We start from the raw sequence: 18,551 nt of genomic DNA on the forward strand, positions 1-18,551 counted from the left end.
TATTTATTGCTGATTATTACTCGGCAAGCAGATGCGCAATGGCGTCAATGGCCAGTTTGTATCCGTAGAAACCCATGCCGGTGATGGTGCCGGTGGCGACTGGGCTAATCACGGAACGCTTGCGGAACTCGTCTCGGGCGGATGGGTTGGAAATATGTACTTCCATCAGCGGCAAACCGGCATCACCCACCATGTGCGCAGCATCGGCAAGGGCATAGCTGTAATGGGTGAAGGCGGCCGGGTTCATGACCACCGGAGTTTTTTCGTCGGCCGCCTGATGCATCCAATGCACCATTTCGGCTTCGTCGTCGGTCTGACGCACTTCGACCTCGAGGCCCAATTCTTTGCCCCATGCGGTGCACAGACGGCGTAGCTCTTCCAAATCTTGGCGTCCATACACATCCGGCTGACGAACACCAAGACGGCCCAGATTCGGACCATTGACAACGATGATTTTGGTCATGACTGCTCCTTACTGCTGAATGCGGCGGAATGCTTCTTCCACATCCTCGACGGATGGGTTATCGAGATGAACCACATGGCCGATGGAATCAAGAACCACGAATCGCAGCTCATTGCCTCGCGCCTTCTTATCGCGATGCATCAGAGCAAGCACATCTTCGAATGAGCCACCATTCCACGAAGTAGGCAATCCCAGAGAAGACAGCAGCGAACGATGGTAGTCCACCACATCACGATCGATAAGTCCCATGATATTGGCAAGTTCCGCGGCATACACCATGCCCACGGCCACAGCGTTGCCATGACGCCAGCGGAAGTGCTCCAGCTTTTCGATGGCATGGCCCAGCGTATGGCCGTAATTCAGGAACTCACGAAGTCCCTTCTCCTTCAGATCGGAGGAGACGTGGTAAGCCTTGACCTTTACCGTGCGTTCGATGAGTTCAGCGACTACTTCCTCAAGAGGCGAACCCAGGAACGTCTGACCGTTGAAGTTCTTCAGTTCGCTGGCATGCTCTTCGAGAATATGCAGAATCTCGGTATCACGAATGAAACCGGACTTTGCCACTTCACCTAGGCCTTCGATGAAAATATCGTTCGGGAGCGAGGCCAACGTAGTCATATCCGCCAAGACTCCAGCCGGCGTATAGAACGATCCGACCAGATTCTTACCTTGCGGCGTGTTAATGCCGGTTTTGCCACCGGTGGAAGCATCAACCATAGCCAGCAATGAGGTCGGGCAGTTGACGTATCGAATGCCACGCATCCATGTAGCCGCCACGAATCCAGCCAAATCGGTGGCGGCACCGCCACCGACACCTACCACGGCATCCGAGCGGGTAAATCCTTCGTTGCCGAGGCGTTCCCAAATACCATTGGCTACGGTAATGGTCTTGCCTGGTTCGGCATCGGGAATCACAATGTCGGAGACTTCATAGCCGCCTTGGCGCAGCAGGGCGCGGACACGATCGGAATGGCGCTGCACCGGCTGAGTATGAATCAGAGCGATTTTGCGAGGCTTGGTACCGAGCACATCCACCAATCGGTTCATCGCGCCCTCGCCGATAGCAACATCATAAGGCTCAATGGTTGCACCATTCACATGAACGATTCGTTGGGAAACCATATCTATCACTTTCTTGGCAGCACCTTGTGGGGTGAGTCCTCGGGTATGTACATGAACATTGGACACGTCGTGGAACACAGGGTCGCGTTGCTTATACAGCTTCTTCCATCGAGCATTGGCATCACCGTTAAGCATGGGGCGACCGCCACCTCGATTCGCGCGTTCCATAGCTTCCTGAGGGTCCGCGTCGAGGTATACCACCTTGCCGCCACGCTCAATATAAGTTGCCAGCTCGCGCTGAGTGGAAGGAGTCATTGGCGCTCCTCCGCCAAGGGAGAAAATACCGTCGAAATCCTCGAGGAAATCGGCGATAACATCCGCCTCAACGTCTCGGAAAGCCGGCTCACCATACTTTTCGAAATATGCGGGAATCTTCATGCCGACTTCGCGTTCGATCTCAGCATCCGCGTCAGCGAACGGAAGATGAAGCATATGCGCCACTTCCTTGCCAACACGGGTTTTGCCGGCACCCATCATGCCAAGAATTACTGCATAAGGATGTGCTGCCATATCATCACATCCTGTAATCAGCGCATGTGCTCGGGCCAGGAAGCCAGGTAAGACTCAAGATTGCGATGCGTTTCCTCAACGCTATCGCCACCGAACTTGTCCAAGGCGTACTGGGCAAGAGTCAAGCGAACCATTGCTTCGGCCACTACGGCCGCAGCCGGCACCGCCGTGCTATCAGAACGCTGATTGATGGCCTTTGCCGCTTCGCCAGTGAGCACGTCGACGGTACGCAATGCCTTCGGAATGGAAGGAATCGGCTTCATGGCACCGCGTACGCGAATCACCTGACCATTGGACATGCCGCCTTCAATACCACCTGCACGGTTAGAGAGACGGTCGATGCGACCATCCGCGTTCACCACGATTTCGTCGTGAGCCTGAGAACCGGGGCGAGCAGCCTCGAGGAACCCATCACCGATTTCGACGCCCTTGAACGCTTGAATGCCCATAATGGCGCTGGCCAATGCCGCATCAAGACGACGATCGGATTCCACATACGTACCGATACCGGCGGGTACACCGTAGGCAAGCACTTCCACCACACCGCCAAGCGTATCGGCCGCGGCCTTGGCTTCGTCAATGCGCTCAATGATGCGCTGCTCCCCTTCTTTGTCAAGAGTGCGCACCGGAGAAGCGTCCAATGCTTCCACATCATCCGGAGTCGGCAGCGGCAAATCAGGATTGGTGGAGACGCCGCCAAGCGCCACTACGTGAGATACGGTTCGAATGCCAAACGCCTGCTCGAGGAACTGACGAGCAACTTCGCCAAGTGCCACGCGGGATGCAGTTTCACGAGCGCTGGAACGCTCCAGCACCGGACGAGCATCGTCAAAACCGTACTTGCGCATACCGGTCAAATCGGCATGGCCTGGGCGGGGGCGGCTCAACGGAGCATTGCGACCTTCGCGAGGCAGATCATGGTCGAGTGCATCAGCGCTCATGACTTCGGTCCATTTCGGCCATTCGGTGTTGGCGATTTCAATGGCCACCGGAGAGCCAAGCGTCAAACCATGACGCACGCCGGTGAGCAGACGCACCTGATCCTGCTCGAACTTCATGCGTGCGCCGCGACCATATCCCAGACGACGACGTGCCAAGGCAGCAACGATATCGTTTGTACTGATTCGGATGCCGGCCGGCAGTCCTTCAATCATGGCCACCAAGGCCTCACCGTGAGACTCTCCCGCCGTCTGCCAGCGCAACATAGCATCCCTCTCATTCCAGATGGTCAATAACTAGGGGATAATGGTAAGCCATGCCGTACCTGTTCACTCTTCCCGGTCTGCTATGTGAGCTTGCGTTGTCCATTGAAGACATGCGAGTGAGACGGGTTCCTTTGCCTTGGGTAGCTATTGGCGCTCTGGTGCAGCTTATTGCCGTATTGGTATACGCCGTTATGACCAATGATTTGTTCGTATTACTGCAAACGCTGTTGTTTACAGTGCTGTGCTGTCTTATTCAGTTTGCATTGGCATTGATTGTGCCACGCTCATTGGGATTTGGCGATGTGACCGCGTTGGTGCCGGCTGGGCTCGCAGTTGGCATGTTCGGTCTGTTTACCATTGTGTTGTGGTGGCTGGCTATGGGAATCTGCGGTCTTATTTGGATAGGATGCTGGACTAAGTTGAGCCGCCCACAATCGACCTACGCCGGCAAAGTACCCTATGTGCCAGTAATACTGGTGGCAGCAATCATTGCGTTGATGTTGAGCTCGGTGCTGTAACTTAACTGTTTATGCATTGAGGTTGTGTGTTTTGCATAATAAAAGTGCCTCCCCTGTGGGAGGCACTTAGCTGAATCACTGGTTTTCTGCTTGCCATTGGCGAAGTTCGGCAACATTCTTGTCATGCTCTTCGGCGGTGGTGGCGAACTTGGTTTCGCCAGTGTCGAGGTTGACTGTACAGAAGTACAGCCAGTCTCCGCTTTCAGGGTTCATTGCGGCCTGAATCGCGTCATCACCGGGATTGCTAATCGGGGTTGGCGGCAGACCAGTAATTTTGTACGTGTTATACGGGTTCGACTCATCCTGAAGCATTGCCGTGGTTACGTCAGCCGGCTGCACATTGTTGCCATAGGCAACCGTGGAATCCATACCCAGAGACATGCCCTGTGCCAAACGGTTTTCGATGACTCGCGTCACCTTGCCGTAATAATCAGCCTTGTTGACTTCAGCCTCGGCGATGGAAGCGATAATCATCACCCGTTCGCGATCGGAGCCGGAAGGCACGCCCAACTCGTCAAGCTTGGCGATGCGCTTATCCACCATGTCCTTGAAGATGTCGGAAGCACTGCTCATGCCTTTGACGTTATAGGTGCCCGGCTCAAGCCATCCTTCAAAGCTTCCATTAGCTTCAGCGGGAAGAATGCCATCTCCCTTATTGTTGATGACGGCATTGAATTCATCTTCGGAAATGCCGGAAAGCGCTACGGCATCGGTAATAACCGCGCTGACACGTTCGCCAGGCCGCACTTCAAGGAAGCCTGCTGCCTTCGAGCTGTCCGTAAGAATAGTCAGCACGTCAGAAGCCGCCATATGCTTCTTCAGCGTGAACGTGCCTGGATATAGTTTGGCATCATTCGCACCAACAATACTGGTAAAGGCATCGGTGGATTTAATAACATCCGCTTTCAGCAGGTTCTTCGCGATTTCCACTGCGCCCTGCCCGTCTTCAACAGTGAACGACACCTCACCGTATCCAGGACCCGGATAATCCTCAACAATCGCATTTGACTGACTTTGGCTGTCTCGAATCTCATGCAATTTGCGTACGCCAAAGTATCCGCCACAAGCAATCAGTGCGATAACCACAACAACGGCAATAAGCACACCATAGCGTTTTTGCTTGCGTTGCTTACGGCGCTTACGCATCTCTCGTCGTGATTTAGGCGGCTGCGGCGGCTCACCGCCACCCAATACTCCGGTCCCCTGTTCGACCCAATGCGTGTTTTCATCAAAGAAATCATGAATGTTGTCTGACATGAACCCGTACCTCATTGTTTCCCGGCACGGTCGAGTGCCGTCTGCAAAATCACCACCGCCGACTGCTGATCGACCAAAGGCCTATGCTTGTTCGAGGATTTATTGGCCTCGAAGAGCTGTCGATGCGCACTGACTGTGGTCAATCGCTCATCTATCAATGATACCTGCGGAATCGAATGTTCCTCTAATGCGTGCTCTGCCTCAGCATGGAGACGTTTTTCCAAGTTGGCAGCCCAGCGACGCGCCTTTTTTGCGCTTTTACCCTCAGTACCATCCATCTGTAAGGGCAGGCCAACAACAACATGAGTCACATGCTCGTCTTCGATGACGTCAAGCACATCGTCAATAGCAAAGAAATAATCACCGGCAACATAGATATCGCCTGCCGGGTGAGCAAAGGTAAGCTCGGGATCGGACAGAGCAAGTCCGACCCGAGCATTACCTAAATCAACGCCTAACCACACCACAGGCGTCAGGCCTTCTGCGCCTCGTGCTTCAAAGCCTCGAGCGCTTCATCGATCTTGGATGCATCAGCACCGCCACCCTGAGCGAAGTCCGGCTTGCCGCCGCCGCCGCCGCCGAGAATCTTGGATGCGCCGCGAACCAGATCGCCAGCCTTGATGCCGGCCTTGCGGGCGGCCTCATTGGTGGCAACGGCCACCATCGGCTTGTCATCCTCGTTCACGCCGGCGAGAGCCACAATGGCCGGAGCATCTTCACCAAGCTGACCGCGGATGTCGAGTACGGTCTTGCGCAGAGCATCGAACGTACCGAAGTGGCCTACGTTCTTAACCGCAGCCTTAACCGGAGCGTCAGAACCCTTCGCGTCGGCGACCAGAGCCGGCACAGCGGCAGCCAGCTGACCCTCATACATGGCGGCCAGACGGCGATCGGATTCCTTGAGCTTGGCAAGCAGCGTATTGATACGCTCAGCGAGTTCGTCCGGACGAGCGTTGAGCTTGTCGGAGAGCTGAGAGACCAGCGCGTGCTCGCGAGCGTTGAAATCGTAAGCACCCTGACCAACCACGGCATCCACACGACGTACACCCTGACCGATGGAGGCCTCGGAGAGGATGTTCACCATACCGATCTTGCCAACATGGTCGACGTGGGTACCACCGCACAACTCGCGGCTCCAACCGTCTTCACCGATGGAGACCACACGCACAATGTCGCCGTACTTTTCACCGAACAGGTGCATGGCGCCAAGAGCGATGGCGTCATCGAACTTCATTTCCTTGGTGGTCACGGCAAGATTATCGCGCAGCTTGTCGTTCACACGCTCCTCCACTGCGGAAATCACGGACTTGGCCGGGGCCTTGGACCACTGGAAGTCGAAACGAAGACGGTTCGGAGCGTCCTCGGAACCACGCTGGGTGGCCTGCGGGCCGAGTTCCTCGCGCAGCGCCTTGTGCACCATGTGGGTAGCGGTGTGGGAACGAGCGATGGCTCCACGACGGTTCAGGTCGATGTTGGCGTTCACCTCGGCACCGACAACCAGTGTGCCTTCGGTCAAGCGGCACTGGTGGACAATAAGGTCCTTGATCGGCTTCTGCACGTCATCGACTTCGAGCACAGCGCCATCGTCGGAGAGAATCTCACCCTGATCGGCGAGCTGGCCGCCTGCTTCCGCGTAGAACGGAGTACGGTCGAGAATGACCTCGATGTTGGCTGGGCCGGTGACGGCAGGTACGGAGCCCTTGCCTTCCTGCATGATGCCGATGACCTTGGCACGAGCGGACATGTCGGTGTAGCCGAGGAAGTCGATTGGCTTGACGAGGGTCTTCTTGAAGTCGTCATATACGGAAAGATCCACGTTGTGGCGCTTCTTCAGAGCGTCGGCGCGTGCGCGGGACTTCTGCTCGGCCATCAGTTCACGGAACTTGGCCTCGTCCACCTTCACGCCCTGCTCGGCTGCCATTTCAAGCGTCAGCTCAATCGGGAAGCCATAGGTATCGTGCAGCTTGAAGGCATCCTCGCCGGTCACAGTCGGCTCGGAGGAATCGCTCTTGGCCTTGTTCACAGCCACGTCAAGGATGGTGGTACCGGTTTCCAGCGTGCGGCGGAAGGCATCTTCCTCGCCGTATGCGGATTCGGACACCTCATGGAAGGTGTCGTTGAGCTCCGGGTAGCTGGCCTCCATAGCGTTCTTGGAGGTCGGGAACAGGGTGGGCAGCACCGGATCGGTCACGCCAAGCATACGCATGGAGCGCACGGTACGGCGCAGCAGGCGGCGCAGCACATAGCCACGGCCCACATTGGAGGGGCGCACGCCGTCAGACATGATCATCAAAGCGGAACGAACGTGATCGGCCACCACGCGGAAGCGCACGTCGGCTTCTTCATTCTCGCCATACTTCAGGCCAGACAGCTGCTCGGCTGCAGCAATCACCGGGAAGACTTCGTCGGTCTCGTAGATGTTGTTCTTGCCCTGCATCAGGTAGGCAAGACGTTCCAAACCGGCACCGGTATCGATGTTCTTGTTCTCAAGTTCACCAACGATGTGCAGGTCAGTCTTGGACTTGACGTTGTCGACCTCGTAGTTTTCGAACACGAGATCCCAGATTTCGATGTAACGGTTCTCGTCGGCGATCGGGCCGCCTTCCTTACCGAATTCAGGACCACGATCGACGTAAATCTCGGAGCATGGGCCGCCAGGGCCAGGGCCACCAGTGGTCCAGAAGTTATCTTCCATGCCCATCTTCTGGATGTGCTCGGGGTCCACGCCCTCGTTAATCCACAGGGAACGGGCTTCGTCATCATCCGTGAAGGTGGTCATCCACAGCTTCTCAGGATCAAAGCCATAGCCGCCCTGATCCTGCGGAGTGGTGAGCAGTTCCCATGCGTAATGGATGGCTTCTTCCTTGAAGTAATCGCCGAAGGAGAAGTTGCCGAGCATTTGGAAGAAGGTGCCGTGACGAGTGGTCTTACCCACCTCGTCGATATCCAGCGTACGCACGCACTTCTGGTTGGAAGCCATACGATGCTTCGGCGGGGTCTGCTCACCCATCAGGTAAGGAATAAATGGCACCATGCCTGCAATGGTGAACAGCGTGGTGGGGTTCGGGGAGATCAGCGACGCCGAAGGCACAACGAGATGGTCGTGCTTGGCGAAGTAATCGAGGTATCGCTTTGCGATTTCCGCAGTGCGCATGGCGGGATGTACTCCTTGTTGGTTTTAGGCGTAATTACGCCTCTATATTAATGGAAAGACTGTGATATACGAGATATTGAGAATCAACCGATGGCATCGACTAGTTACAGTCGAGTCGTCAATCAGTCGGCTTGCACGTTGTATTTATTGTTCAGCTCAGCCTCGCGGGCTCGACGAGTCGCGTTGAATTCATTGACTAAACCTTCAAGCGTCCTCATCGGCACATTATGCTGATCAGGTCCAAGCAGGAACTGGCGCGCCGCATCAGGCGTATTTGCCTTGACATACGCCTGCGCCTTGGTGACTACCATAATGCCTATGGTTACGCCAACGCCGACCCAGAAGATGCGTTTGAACATCACTCCCCCTTGTGAACGGAATCGCCAGCGTTCTTGGCGATGAAGGACTGGGCCGTGGACTTCAATGCGTATACAGCAGAGGCAACCTTGATTACCGGCTTGCCCAAGAAGGAACCATACAAATCAGTCAAAGCACCAACATTATTGGCTGTTGTGGATGCCGCTGCAGAGATTCGATTGACGTCTTCAAGCGACTTATTCACCTGCTTGACTGTCGTCACGCCCTCATCCAATGCAGGGATGGCATGCTCTCCCGATTCCTTGACGGTCAGCGCAATCTGATCGAACATCTTGCCGAGTCTGATCAGCGGATAGATCATGAAACCGGCCAATACAGCGAACGCGATGGCCGCGATCAGGCCAGCGATCTCTCCGACTCCCATTGTTTCCTCCTTGAGGTCACATATACTCGCACAAGAGTAGCACTTGCGCTCTATTTACCCGACCAACTCCATATTGACTGTAGGTTTTTGAACACTGACTGTAGGTTTTCTAACGGATTTCGTTCAAAAACCTACAGTCAGTGTGCCAAATCCGACAGTCAGTGTTCAATAACCTACAGTCAACATGGACAGTGTGGGGTTGGGTGCTGAATTTGATAATTCAGCTGCTGGTTATTTGCCGTATGACACAATGGTCACGGCATCAGCAAACGGTTTTTCGGTATCGAAATCGAGGACCGTTACCGATCCGTTTGCCGGACGTTCGCTCAGGTCCAAGTCAGGACCGCCAAAGCGATGAGCCAAGCTCAACAGCGTGTTGCCGTGGGAAATCTGCAGCACATCATCACCGTCATGCAGCCCGGGATTATCCGCGATAAGCTGAAAAGCCCCTTCCACACGAGTCCAATATTCCTCATCGGATTCCGCATCATGGAACGGGTCGGCTTCTTTAAGGAAATCACGCGACGCACCAAGACCGAATCGTTCCACAATCTCGTTATACGTCTTCGCACCATGCGGAGCACCGGCGGCATACCAAGCCATAGCCATATCAAGGCCCTCATAGTAGCCATAGAACTGTTCACGGAAATGCATGTCCGCAATCAATTCAGGACGCGTGCGGCCCGCCTCCTCATTGATGTCCAGAATTTTCTCTGCGGTCTGCTGTGCACGCGTGGTATCCGAGCAATATGCTGCGGCAAAGGTCAAGCCTTTGAGCTTCTCCCCCGCTTTGGCAGCGTCAGCGATGCCTGATTCGGTAAGCGGCGAGTTGGACCATCCCTGCAGACGGTTGTATCGGTTGAAATAGGTCTGTCCATGACGGACCAAATGCAAGTGAAGAATCATATTGACCATGCTACGCCAATTTGTCTTCAGAACGCAGGAACCCCGCGCTTTGAGGCGCGGGGTTCGAGCGGTATGTCCTGGATTGTTTTGACCAGATGGGCCCGGATCAGCGGGCGTAGAATTCGACCACGTACTGGATGTTGACCTGCACCGGAATCTCTTCGACTTCCGGCTTGCGGGTCATGGTGGCCTTCAGGGAGGCAAGGTTCACGTCGAGGTAACCAGGAACCGCCGGCAGCACATCGCGGTGCACGCCTTCAGCGGCGATCTGGAACGGAACCATAGTCTGGCTCTTAGCCTTGACCTGAATGGTCTGGCCAGGCTTGACGCGGTAGGACGGGCGATCGACCACGTTACCGTCAACGAGGATGTGACGGTGAACCACGAACTGACGAGCCTGAGCGGTGGTGCGGGCGAAGCCAGCACGCAGCACGAGGTTGTCGAGGCGGGTCTCGAGATCGGTCAGCATGGCGTTACCGGTCTGGCCGGCGGTACGGGTGGCCTTCTCGTAAGCGGCACGGAGCTGCTTCTCGGAGACGCCGTACTGAGCGCGCAGACGCTGCTTTTCGCGCATACGCACCGCGTAATCGGATTCGGTGCGGCGACGGTCACGGCCGTGCTCGCCAGGAGCGTACGGACGCTTTTCGAAGATGCGCTGAGCCTTAGGGGTCAGTGCGATGCCGAGGGCGCGGGAAAGACGCACCTGACGGCGAGAACGCTGAACGTTCGTCATTTGGATTAATCCTTCTGTCGTTATTTGAACGGAACGCATGGCTTCATTTATTGATGCCACACGCTGAGTCGGGCCTCTCCAACGCTTCGACGTGATTACTCACGAATGGCTGCATTCTTGCAGAACACGGCCACCGACCCGTTGATGGGCTATGACTCCAGACGGTATCTGCCTTGCAGCAGACACCAGCAGGCAATGATACACCTATACCTTGGACAGCACCCCAGCATCCATGCGATACACCGTGTCCGCCCATGCGAGAGCATCGGGATCATGAGTGACCATAAGAATCGCCATACCATTGTCGGCTTGAGCTCTGAGCAGACGCATCACGATATCGGTACTCTCCTGGTCAAGATCGCCGGTCGGTTCATCAGCAATCAGCAATTTCGGCTGATTCATCAGCGCACGGGCAATGGATACTCGCCGCATCTCTCCCCCGGACAGCTCGCGCGGATAGCTATCCGCCAAATCAGCGACATCAAGTTGGCTCAGCAGATCTTGCGCGCGGGAAATCAACGTATGCCTCTGAGCGGCCTGAGTATCATGCATATCCGCTGACTTGGTTCCAGAACCATCAGTAAAAGGGACAATGGTGTCCGGCAGGTTGGAATCAGCCGCCGACGCCTCATCATTGGATAGTGACTGACTTTCTTCGCAAACTTCACTTTCATCATCGCGGGCAAACGGCAAAGGATCAGGGAGCATTGTGGCCGGCAATATCACATTGTCCAGCACCGTCAAGTTACCTAGCAGAGTATGGCCTTGGGTCACGAAACCGAGCGTACGGTTCCTGAGTACGGAAAGCTCATTGTCCGAGAGGGCGGCCACATTACGATCATCGACGGTCACTGATCCTGAAGTCGGTCGAATCAGACCAGCGACCATATTGATCAATGTGCTTTTGCCATTGCCGGATCGGCCAACAATCGCAATAAATTCGCCTTCATTGACGATAAGATTCGCATGGTCTACGGCGTTGAATAGCTTGCCACGGCGAATGAACTGACGGGTCACTTCGGAAAGCACAAGCAAATGGGAAGTACTTGCCATGTCACTCCCCTTCCCGCAAGGTGAGATATGCTTCCGGTTTGCTTAACCGCCACATAGTCATCATTGAGCCGGCAATGCCGATGGCAGTGGAGCAAACCAGAGTCACCACCGCACACCCAATAATCACGATGGGACCTGCCTGAAGATACGGCAGTTGCAGTTGCGTACCGATGAGCGAGCTGAACGGGAAAATCATCAAGCTGGCCAGCCCGACTCCAGCAACGCCGCCGAGCACTCCAATCATTATCGATTCCTTCACGATAATCGCGTTCAACATGCCACGGGTGGCACCCATGATGCGCAACGATGCGAATTCACGTTTGCGTTCGTTCACCGATGAGGCGAAAACAGCAAGCAGTACAATCACACCCATTGCCCAGATAACAGACACAAACACTGCAAGATAGGAAACTAATGCGTTCAGCGAGTTTTTCGTAGTGGCAGTGATACCGCCTGGATATACATAGCCCAGATCAGAAAAACGGGAATCGAGATGCTTGATGTTGTCGGCCACCGTCTGCGCATCATATCCTTGCTTCACTTTGATGAGTACGGTCGAAACGGCTTTATCGGCATTCTTGGCGAACGCACTGTTTTTGGTCATCTTCGATGAAACAGACACCATCTGAGGCACAGTGGCTGTATTGATGAACACTGAATTGTCGAGACTGGTACCGGTGTTGGCGAGCTGAGCGACGACCGGCCAATCACGTCCATACAGTTCAATAGTGCCGTCAACAGACACATTCACGTTAGCTCCGGCAATCATCTGTCCGTCTTGAAGCGTGCCATCAAATTGGGAAGCGATCCAAGGTTCAATAACGAAGTCGGAAGCGGGATCGAATCCGATAATCTGCAGTTTTTCATCGCAACAAGCAGCAGCCAGTGATGATATGTAGGTCTGCTCGCTGGCTTGTTCGATGCCATCGGCGCTCTTGATTGTGTCTGCAATATCGGTAGTGAAATAAAACGTGCTTGGACTGCCGTTCGTTAGTAAAGCTTCCGCTTGCTGTGCGGTGTTCTGCGGCACGACCATAAGATCGGCACCAAGGCGCTGTTCCATGCTGGTCATGCCCGTATTGAGGTTCATCGTCAGCATGGTTCCGCCAAAGAACGTCAGCGACAGGATAGTGACAATGGTGAGCAATGCAGCCGTACGCAATGGCTTACGCTTGAGATTCTCATATGGCAGCCCACGTAGTGTGATTGCGGAATGCATGGGAGGCTCTTTCAGCTGCGCGCAGCGGAGCGGGAGTCAATCCAGATGGCGATGCCCGCAAATACAAGCGTAAGTACGCCGAGCACGATAAGCGTAGGCAGCATAACCATACGGCAGTGCATCATGGCACCGTTACATACGCCAATAAGGAAGGTTGGTACTGCGAGCAACAGCAAAGCGTTCGCAATAGCCGCAATATTCAAACCGATACGAATCTGATGATTGACAAACAGAGCAATAATGCCAAACGCAAGAATAACCACGCCGATACCGGTGGCGGCCTGCTGCGAGTAGTGGCATGCACCCGGCACATCATGGCCGATGCAAGCATGGGCGAAAGTCTGCGGGGCAACGGCAATCAGCAGGCCGAGCAGAATATTGGGAGTGGATGCAAACAGCTTGTTCTTCATTTCTCTTACTTTCTCTCCCCTGAGGCGGGGTTCGCGAGCACAGCCTTCGCATTATGCCCATGCCGTAATCAGAAAAACAAGTCTTGTTTTTTGCTTCCCTTTCTGCTATTGCCCGTGATGGCTCCTGTGAAAAAGCCAGTTATAGCTTCTCAATGGCCGAAGCGTAAAGCGGACAGTCCAGTGGACTGTCCGTAGCTGAGGGGAGCGGCCTTGCCGCGACGGGCTGAGTCGTGAAGCGAACAGTCCAGTGGACTGTTCGTAGACGAGGCCTGAACGAAGCGAAAGCTGAGTGAAGGTTGAAGCAACAGTCTTGCCGGAGGCAAGTCCTATCGCTCATCAGAGCTTCTCAATAGGCGCCACGCGCAGCATCAGGCGCTTAACGCCAGCTGAGCCGAAGTCCACGGTAATTACCGACTTGATGCCCTTGTCTTGAATATCCATGACTGTGCCAAGGCCGAACTTATCGTGCACGACCTTGTCTCCAATAGCGAAATCGGCGGCGTTCAAACCGTTGTCTTTCTTGACTGCGGCAGCAGAGGTTTTCGGCGTGGTGTGACGGGTCGTCACCTTGCCTCCTCGCGTATGACCGTAGGAGTCAGATGAACCGGAACGGGAACCATATGAGGAGCCCGAGCCGCGCGAACCATACGAACCGGAGCCATACGACGAACGCGAACCATAGGACCTAGAACCATAGGATGATGAACCGGAACCATACGAGGATCCGTATGACGAACCATAGCGGGATCGAGAACCGTACGACGAGCTGGAGCCGTGACCACCGAAAGTGGACGAACCACCAAACGTGGCGCCGCCAAAATCGTCATCATCCCAACCGCCGAGATCATCGGCAAATCCATCATCACCGGACTGCCAGCTCGAACGCATGCGCTCCACGCCGGCTTCCTTGCGTTTCCAGTCGATGAGCTCCGCAGGAATCTCATCAAGGAATTGGCTTGGCATCATGTCCGCAGCCTGCCCCCATTGGGAACGCACCGCCGCACGAGTCACATACAGACGTCGCTTGGCACGAGTGATTCCCACGTAAGCGAGTCGACGTTCCTCCTGCAGCTCGGTAGTGTCTTCCATCGAACGCGAATGCGGGAAGGTTCCCTGCTCCATACCGGTGAGGAACACCACCGGATATTCCAGACCCTTTGCGGTGTGCAAGGTCATTAGCGTCACCTTGCCAGAATCCTCGGCTTCGCCAGGCAGCTGATCGGAATCCGCCACCAGTGCGGTCGTCTCCAAGAAGGCAGACAGGGTGGCATCAGGCGTGTTCTGCTCGAATTCCGCTGCCGTGGATTGCAGCTGAGAGAGGTTCTCCAAACGGGAGGCATCCTGAGGATCGACTGATTTCTCCAGTTCCGCCCTCAAACCCGACTTCTCCAGCACTTCGGCCACGATCTCGCTTGGCTTGCTGTCGTGAGCGCGAGTGAATTGCGAAAGTGCACCCATGAGTTCACGGAATGCCTTGAGCTGGTTGGCCGTACGGGTAGGAATATTCTGAATCTCAGCTAGATGCATCAGCGCATAGAAGAAACTGGTACCATGCTCACGCGCATACGCAAGCAGAATACCTTCGGCTCGATCCCCTAGACCACGCTTCGGCACGTTGAGAATACGGCGCAGGTTCACGTCATCATCCGGGTTCACCAATGCCTGCAGGTAGGCCAAGGCATCCTTGATTTCACGGCGTTCGTAGAACTTGGTGCCGCCGACCAACTGGTATGGCAGTCCACCATTAATCAACGCTTCTTCAAGCGAGCGAGACTGCGCATTAGCTCGGTACATGATGGCCATGTCCGAATAGGCGATGGATTCCTCCGCATGCAGTCGCGCAATCTCACCAGCCACCCATTGGGCTTCCTGCTGAGCGTTATCCGCCGCATAACCCACGATCGGCTCGCCTTTGCCGAGCGCAGTCCACAGTTTCTTCGGCTTGCGGCCCTCGTTATTGCTAATCACCGCATTGGCGGCATCCAGAATGGTTTGCGTGGAACGGTAGTTCTGCTCCAGCATGATGGTTTTCGCATTCGGGAAATCCTGCTCGAAATCCTGAATGTTGCGGATATCCGCGCCGCGGAATGCGTAAATGGACTGGTCGGAATCACCCACCACGGTAATCCATGCAGGGCCGGTTTTCCCTGCGTTCGGAGCGCCCGGCACGCTATGCTCACCGCTATCAACGCCGGCGAGCTCGCGCACCAGCACATACTGGGCGTGATTGGTGTCCTGATACTCGTCCACCAGAATGTAACGGAAACGGTGATGGTAATACTCGGCTACCTGCGGGTCGGAGCGCAACAGTTCAACGGTCCGGCCAATCAAATCATCAAAGTCCACAGCATTGGCAAGTGCCAGCCTGTGCTCATATTCGGCGTAGATTACCGCATAAATGGCTTCAAGGTCGCCCACCGTGCCGAATTGGTAGCCGCGCTGACCGGGAGTGAAATCCGGAGCATGCAAGGCGAGATATTCCTTCCAGCCAGTGAGGTTGTTCTTCAGGTCGGAAATATGGCCAAGAATCGAACGCGGTGTGTAACGCTTGATGTCCAGGTTGAATTCGGTGGCGATGATTTTGACGAGTCGTTCGGAATCGGCGGAATCATAAATGGAGAAGCCCGACTTCAGGCCGATGGATTTTCCGTCACGGCGCAGGATGCGCACACAAGCGGAATGGAAGGTGGAAACCCACATGCGCTGCGCCACCGGGCCGATGAGGGAGCCCAGGCGCTCACGCATTTCGGCGGCAGCCTTGTTGGTGAAGGTGATGGCAAGCACTTGGCTGGGCCATGCACCGAATTGGCTTAAGATCCATGCGATACGGCGGGTCAGTACACGGGTTTTGCCAGAACCGGCTCCTGCGCCGATGAGCAGCGCCTGGCCGCGGTATTGCACGGCCTCGGACTGCTGAGGATTCAAGTCACCTACCAGTTCCTGGGCGCTGCGCGCAATGACTTCCGGCTCATCGAACATGATGCTCTCCCCTTGACAACCTACCGTGACGAACGCGCGTGGATAACCTGTTCCTCAAATCGCGCGACATTCATATCTACCATATGCGCCGGTCAGCGTAAGCTGGTTTGCCATATCCCATAGCTATACCGATAGTTATGCCAATTTGATGTCAAGGAGGTATCCAGTGCAGGAACTTGAGGAACGAATCCAGGCCGAAGGCACCGTCAAGGCCGGCGATGTGCTGAAGGTGGACGCATTCCTGAACCACCAGTGCGATGTGCGCCTGTTCGATCATATGGGCGCGGCATGGGCGGAGCACTTCGCAGGTAAAACCATCACCAAGATCCTGACTATCGAGGCTTCCGGCATTGGCATCGCCTGCTGCGCAGCCCGCCATTTCAACGATGTGCCGGTGGTGTTTGCCAAGAAGGCACAGTCCATCAATCTCGATGGCGATCAGTACACCACTACCGTCTACTCCTTCACCAAGCAGAAGGAGTTCCCGGTCATCGTTTCCAAGAAGTATTTGAACCCGGGTGATCATGTGCTGCTCATCGATGATTTCCTGGCCAACGGCAAGGCGTTGCGCGGTCTGATTGAACTGTGCGAGAAGGCAGGCGCCACGGTTGAAGGCATCGGCATTGCTGTGGAGAAGGGCTTCCAGGGCGGTGGCGATCGTCTTCGCGAAGATGGTTACGACGTGGATTCCCTGGCCATCGTGGAGTCGATGGATCCGGAAACTGGCAAGATCGAATTCCGCCACTGAAAGCTCACAGAGAGAAGAGAAGAAGAAAGAGCAATATGAGCGACGAGAAGAAAACCTCCAAATCATCCAACGTCTCATTTGAAGCATTGAGCTCGCTGGACGCACCAGTTCCCTTCTGGAAGGGTATTCCGTTCGGCCTGCAGCATGTGATGGCCATGTTCGTGGCGAATCTGGCACCGATTTTCATTGTGGCGTCTGCTGCGAAAATGACGCCCGCACAATCCGCCGCGGTGATTCAGGCTGGTCTGCTGGTAGCTGGCCTGGGCACCTGCCTGCAGCTGTACGGCGCATGGCGCATTGGCTCCCGTCTGCCTATGGTGACCGGCATTTCCTTCACCTATGTGGCCGCGGCCGTGGCCATTTGTGCGGATAAGGGCTATGGCGCAGTGGTCGGTGCCGTGCTGGTCGGTGGCATACTGGAGCTGGTGCTTGGTTTGACCGCCAAGTATTGGCGCCGCTTTGTGCCGCCTATCGTCTCAGCCATCGTGGTGACTTCCATCGGTTTCTCGCTGCTCAACGTGGGCGCTACAAGCTTCGGCGGCGGTTCCGGGGCCAAGGACTTCGGTTCTTGGCAGAACCTGACGCTTGGTTTGATTTCCCTGGTGGCCTGCCTCGCCTTCCAACTGCTGATGAAGGGTACCGCCAAGCAGCTGTCCGTATTATTCGGTCTTGTGGTTGGCTATGTTGTGGCCATCTGCATGGGTAAGGTTGATTTCTCCGGTTTCCAGGACCTCGCCATTGTTTCCGTGCCGCAATTGATGCCGTTCAAGCCCGAGTTCGATTGGGGTTCCATTATTTCCATCGGACTGCTTTATGTGGTGTCTTCGGTTGAAGTGCTGGGTGACACTGCGGCTCTGACCAAGGTGGGCCTAAACCGTACGCCTACTGAGCGCGAAACCGCTGGCGCTATTGCTGGCGATGGTTTGATTTCCTCGGTTTCCGGTCTGTTCGGCTGCCTGCCACTGACTTCCTTCGCTCAGAACATCGGCCTCGTGGCCATGACCAAGGTAGTCAATCGCAAGGTGATTCTCTCCGGTGGTTTGATTCTGATTCTGGCGAGCTTCGTGCCGGCCATCGCCGAGGTGTTCAATTCACTGCCTCAGGCAGTGCTCGGCGGCTGCACGATCATGATGTTCGGCAACATCATTCTCTCCGGCTTCCAGATGATTGCCGAGGCCGGCTTCTCGCAGCGCAACATCACGATTGCGGCACTCTCGCTGACCATCGGCATCGGCTTTACGCAGGTGAGCAATATCTTCGTGAACTTCCCTTCCCTGTTCCAGCAGATCTTCGCCTCCAACTGCATTGCCGTGGCCTTCGTGGTCGCCGTAATCCTCAATGCAGTCCTGCCAAGCGAGGAGCACTTCTTGAGCGCGCCAGCAGCGAAAGAAGAATAAGCACAGTCTGAGCGCGCCAGCAGCGAAGGAAAAGTAAGCACAGTCTGAGCGCGCCAGTACATGAATTTTCAATGAATTGGCAACGCCTCCTTGCCACTGTTGCGCCGCAACACACGATTATGCGGCACAATAGTG

At 55.4% G+C, this 18,551-nt stretch carries 17 protein-coding genes; 3 read left to right on the forward strand and 14 right to left on the reverse strand.

The features are described from left to right. Positions 1–16: 16 nt before the first annotated feature. Genes aroQ through aroC form a run of 3 tightly spaced genes read right to left on the reverse strand, consistent with a single transcriptional unit; the run spans position 17 to position 3,300 of the window. Positions 17–463 carry a type II 3-dehydroquinate dehydratase gene (aroQ, locus tag BISA_RS06885; protein WP_033890995.1) on the reverse strand — a complete coding sequence of 149 codons (447 nt, stop codon included), beginning with the start codon at positions 461–463 and terminating at the stop codon, positions 17–19. A gap of 9 nt (positions 464–472) precedes the next feature. Next, positions 473–2,095 (reverse strand): bifunctional shikimate kinase/3-dehydroquinate synthase, encoded by a 1,623-nt coding sequence (locus BISA_RS06890; protein ID WP_033890997.1) that lies wholly within the window; start codon positions 2,093–2,095, stop codon positions 473–475. Positions 2,096–2,112: 17 nt separating this feature from the next. Further along, entirely contained in the window at positions 2,113–3,300 is a 1,188-nt protein-coding gene (aroC, locus tag BISA_RS06895; protein ID WP_033890998.1) for a chorismate synthase, read from the reverse strand. Between the two features lie 50 nt (positions 3,301–3,350). Between aroC and BISA_RS06900 the strand changes: the two genes are divergently transcribed. Further along, positions 3,351–3,818 carry a prepilin peptidase gene (locus BISA_RS06900; RefSeq protein WP_033890999.1) on the forward strand — a complete coding sequence of 156 codons (468 nt, stop codon included), beginning with the start codon at positions 3,351–3,353 and terminating at the stop codon, positions 3,816–3,818. Between the two features lie 75 nt (positions 3,819–3,893). Here the strand turns inward: BISA_RS06900 and mltG are convergent, their stop codons facing one another. From mltG to BISA_RS06955, 11 genes are all read right to left on the reverse strand, one after another. Further along, positions 3,894–5,075 (reverse strand): endolytic transglycosylase MltG, encoded by a 1,182-nt coding sequence (gene mltG, locus BISA_RS06905; protein WP_033891000.1) that lies wholly within the window; start codon positions 5,073–5,075, stop codon positions 3,894–3,896. 11 nt (positions 5,076–5,086) lie between these two features. Then, on the reverse strand, positions 5,087–5,542 hold the full coding sequence (gene ruvX, locus BISA_RS06910) for a Holliday junction resolvase RuvX (protein ID WP_033891001.1): 456 nt from the start codon (positions 5,540–5,542) through the stop codon (positions 5,087–5,089). A gap of 5 nt (positions 5,543–5,547) precedes the next feature. Beyond that, positions 5,548–8,229, reverse strand: coding sequence for an alanine--tRNA ligase (gene alaS / locus BISA_RS06915; RefSeq protein ID WP_033891002.1), 2,682 nt, complete (start codon positions 8,227–8,229; stop codon positions 5,548–5,550). Positions 8,230–8,351: 122 nt separating this feature from the next. After that, a complete protein-coding gene (locus BISA_RS06920; RefSeq protein WP_033891003.1) occupies positions 8,352–8,588 on the reverse strand; it encodes a hypothetical protein in 237 nt (78 codons plus the stop codon). Continuing rightward, on the reverse strand, positions 8,588–8,971 hold the full coding sequence (locus BISA_RS06925; protein ID WP_033891005.1) for a DUF948 domain-containing protein: 384 nt from the start codon (positions 8,969–8,971) through the stop codon (positions 8,588–8,590). Before BISA_RS06925 ends, BISA_RS06920 begins: the two co-directional genes overlap by 1 nt. Before the next feature lie 231 nt (positions 8,972–9,202). Next, positions 9,203–9,877 carry a histidine phosphatase family protein gene (locus BISA_RS06930; RefSeq protein ID WP_033891205.1) on the reverse strand — a complete coding sequence of 225 codons (675 nt, stop codon included), beginning with the start codon at positions 9,875–9,877 and terminating at the stop codon, positions 9,203–9,205. 106 nt (positions 9,878–9,983) lie between these two features. Beyond that, a complete protein-coding gene (gene rpsD / locus BISA_RS06935; protein ID WP_033891006.1) occupies positions 9,984–10,610 on the reverse strand; it encodes a 30S ribosomal protein S4 in 627 nt (208 codons plus the stop codon). 204 nt (positions 10,611–10,814) lie between these two features. Further along, the gene (locus BISA_RS06940) at positions 10,815–11,663 is read right to left on the reverse strand and encodes an ABC transporter ATP-binding protein (protein WP_033891007.1); all 849 of its coding nucleotides are present in this window, start codon (positions 11,661–11,663) and stop codon (positions 10,815–10,817) included. A gap of 1 nt (position 11,664) precedes the next feature. Next, the gene (locus BISA_RS06945) at positions 11,665–12,882 is read right to left on the reverse strand and encodes an ABC transporter permease (RefSeq protein ID WP_033891008.1); all 1,218 of its coding nucleotides are present in this window, start codon (positions 12,880–12,882) and stop codon (positions 11,665–11,667) included. 11 nt (positions 12,883–12,893) lie between these two features. Continuing rightward, positions 12,894–13,292: a DUF4418 family protein gene (locus tag BISA_RS06950; protein WP_033891009.1), complete on the reverse strand. Its 399-nt coding sequence runs from the start codon at positions 13,290–13,292 to the stop codon at positions 12,894–12,896. Positions 13,293–13,628: 336 nt separating this feature from the next. Then, positions 13,629–16,271, reverse strand: a complete 2,643-nt coding sequence (locus tag BISA_RS06955) for an ATP-dependent helicase (RefSeq protein ID WP_033891010.1) — start codon at positions 16,269–16,271, stop codon at positions 13,629–13,631. A gap of 166 nt (positions 16,272–16,437) precedes the next feature. Here BISA_RS06955 and BISA_RS06960 point away from each other — a divergent pair, with 166 nt between their 5' ends. Continuing rightward, positions 16,438–17,019, forward strand: a complete 582-nt coding sequence (locus tag BISA_RS06960; protein ID WP_033891011.1) for a xanthine phosphoribosyltransferase — start codon at positions 16,438–16,440, stop codon at positions 17,017–17,019. A gap of 35 nt (positions 17,020–17,054) precedes the next feature. Further along, positions 17,055–18,416, forward strand: coding sequence for a nucleobase:cation symporter-2 family protein (locus tag BISA_RS06965; protein WP_033891012.1), 1,362 nt, complete (start codon positions 17,055–17,057; stop codon positions 18,414–18,416). Positions 18,417–18,551: the final 135 nt, after the last annotated feature.

It is taken from the genome of Bifidobacterium saguini DSM 23967 (assembly GCF_000741715.1).
In the GTDB taxonomy this organism is placed as follows: domain Bacteria; phylum Actinomycetota; class Actinomycetes; order Actinomycetales; family Bifidobacteriaceae; genus Bifidobacterium; species Bifidobacterium saguini.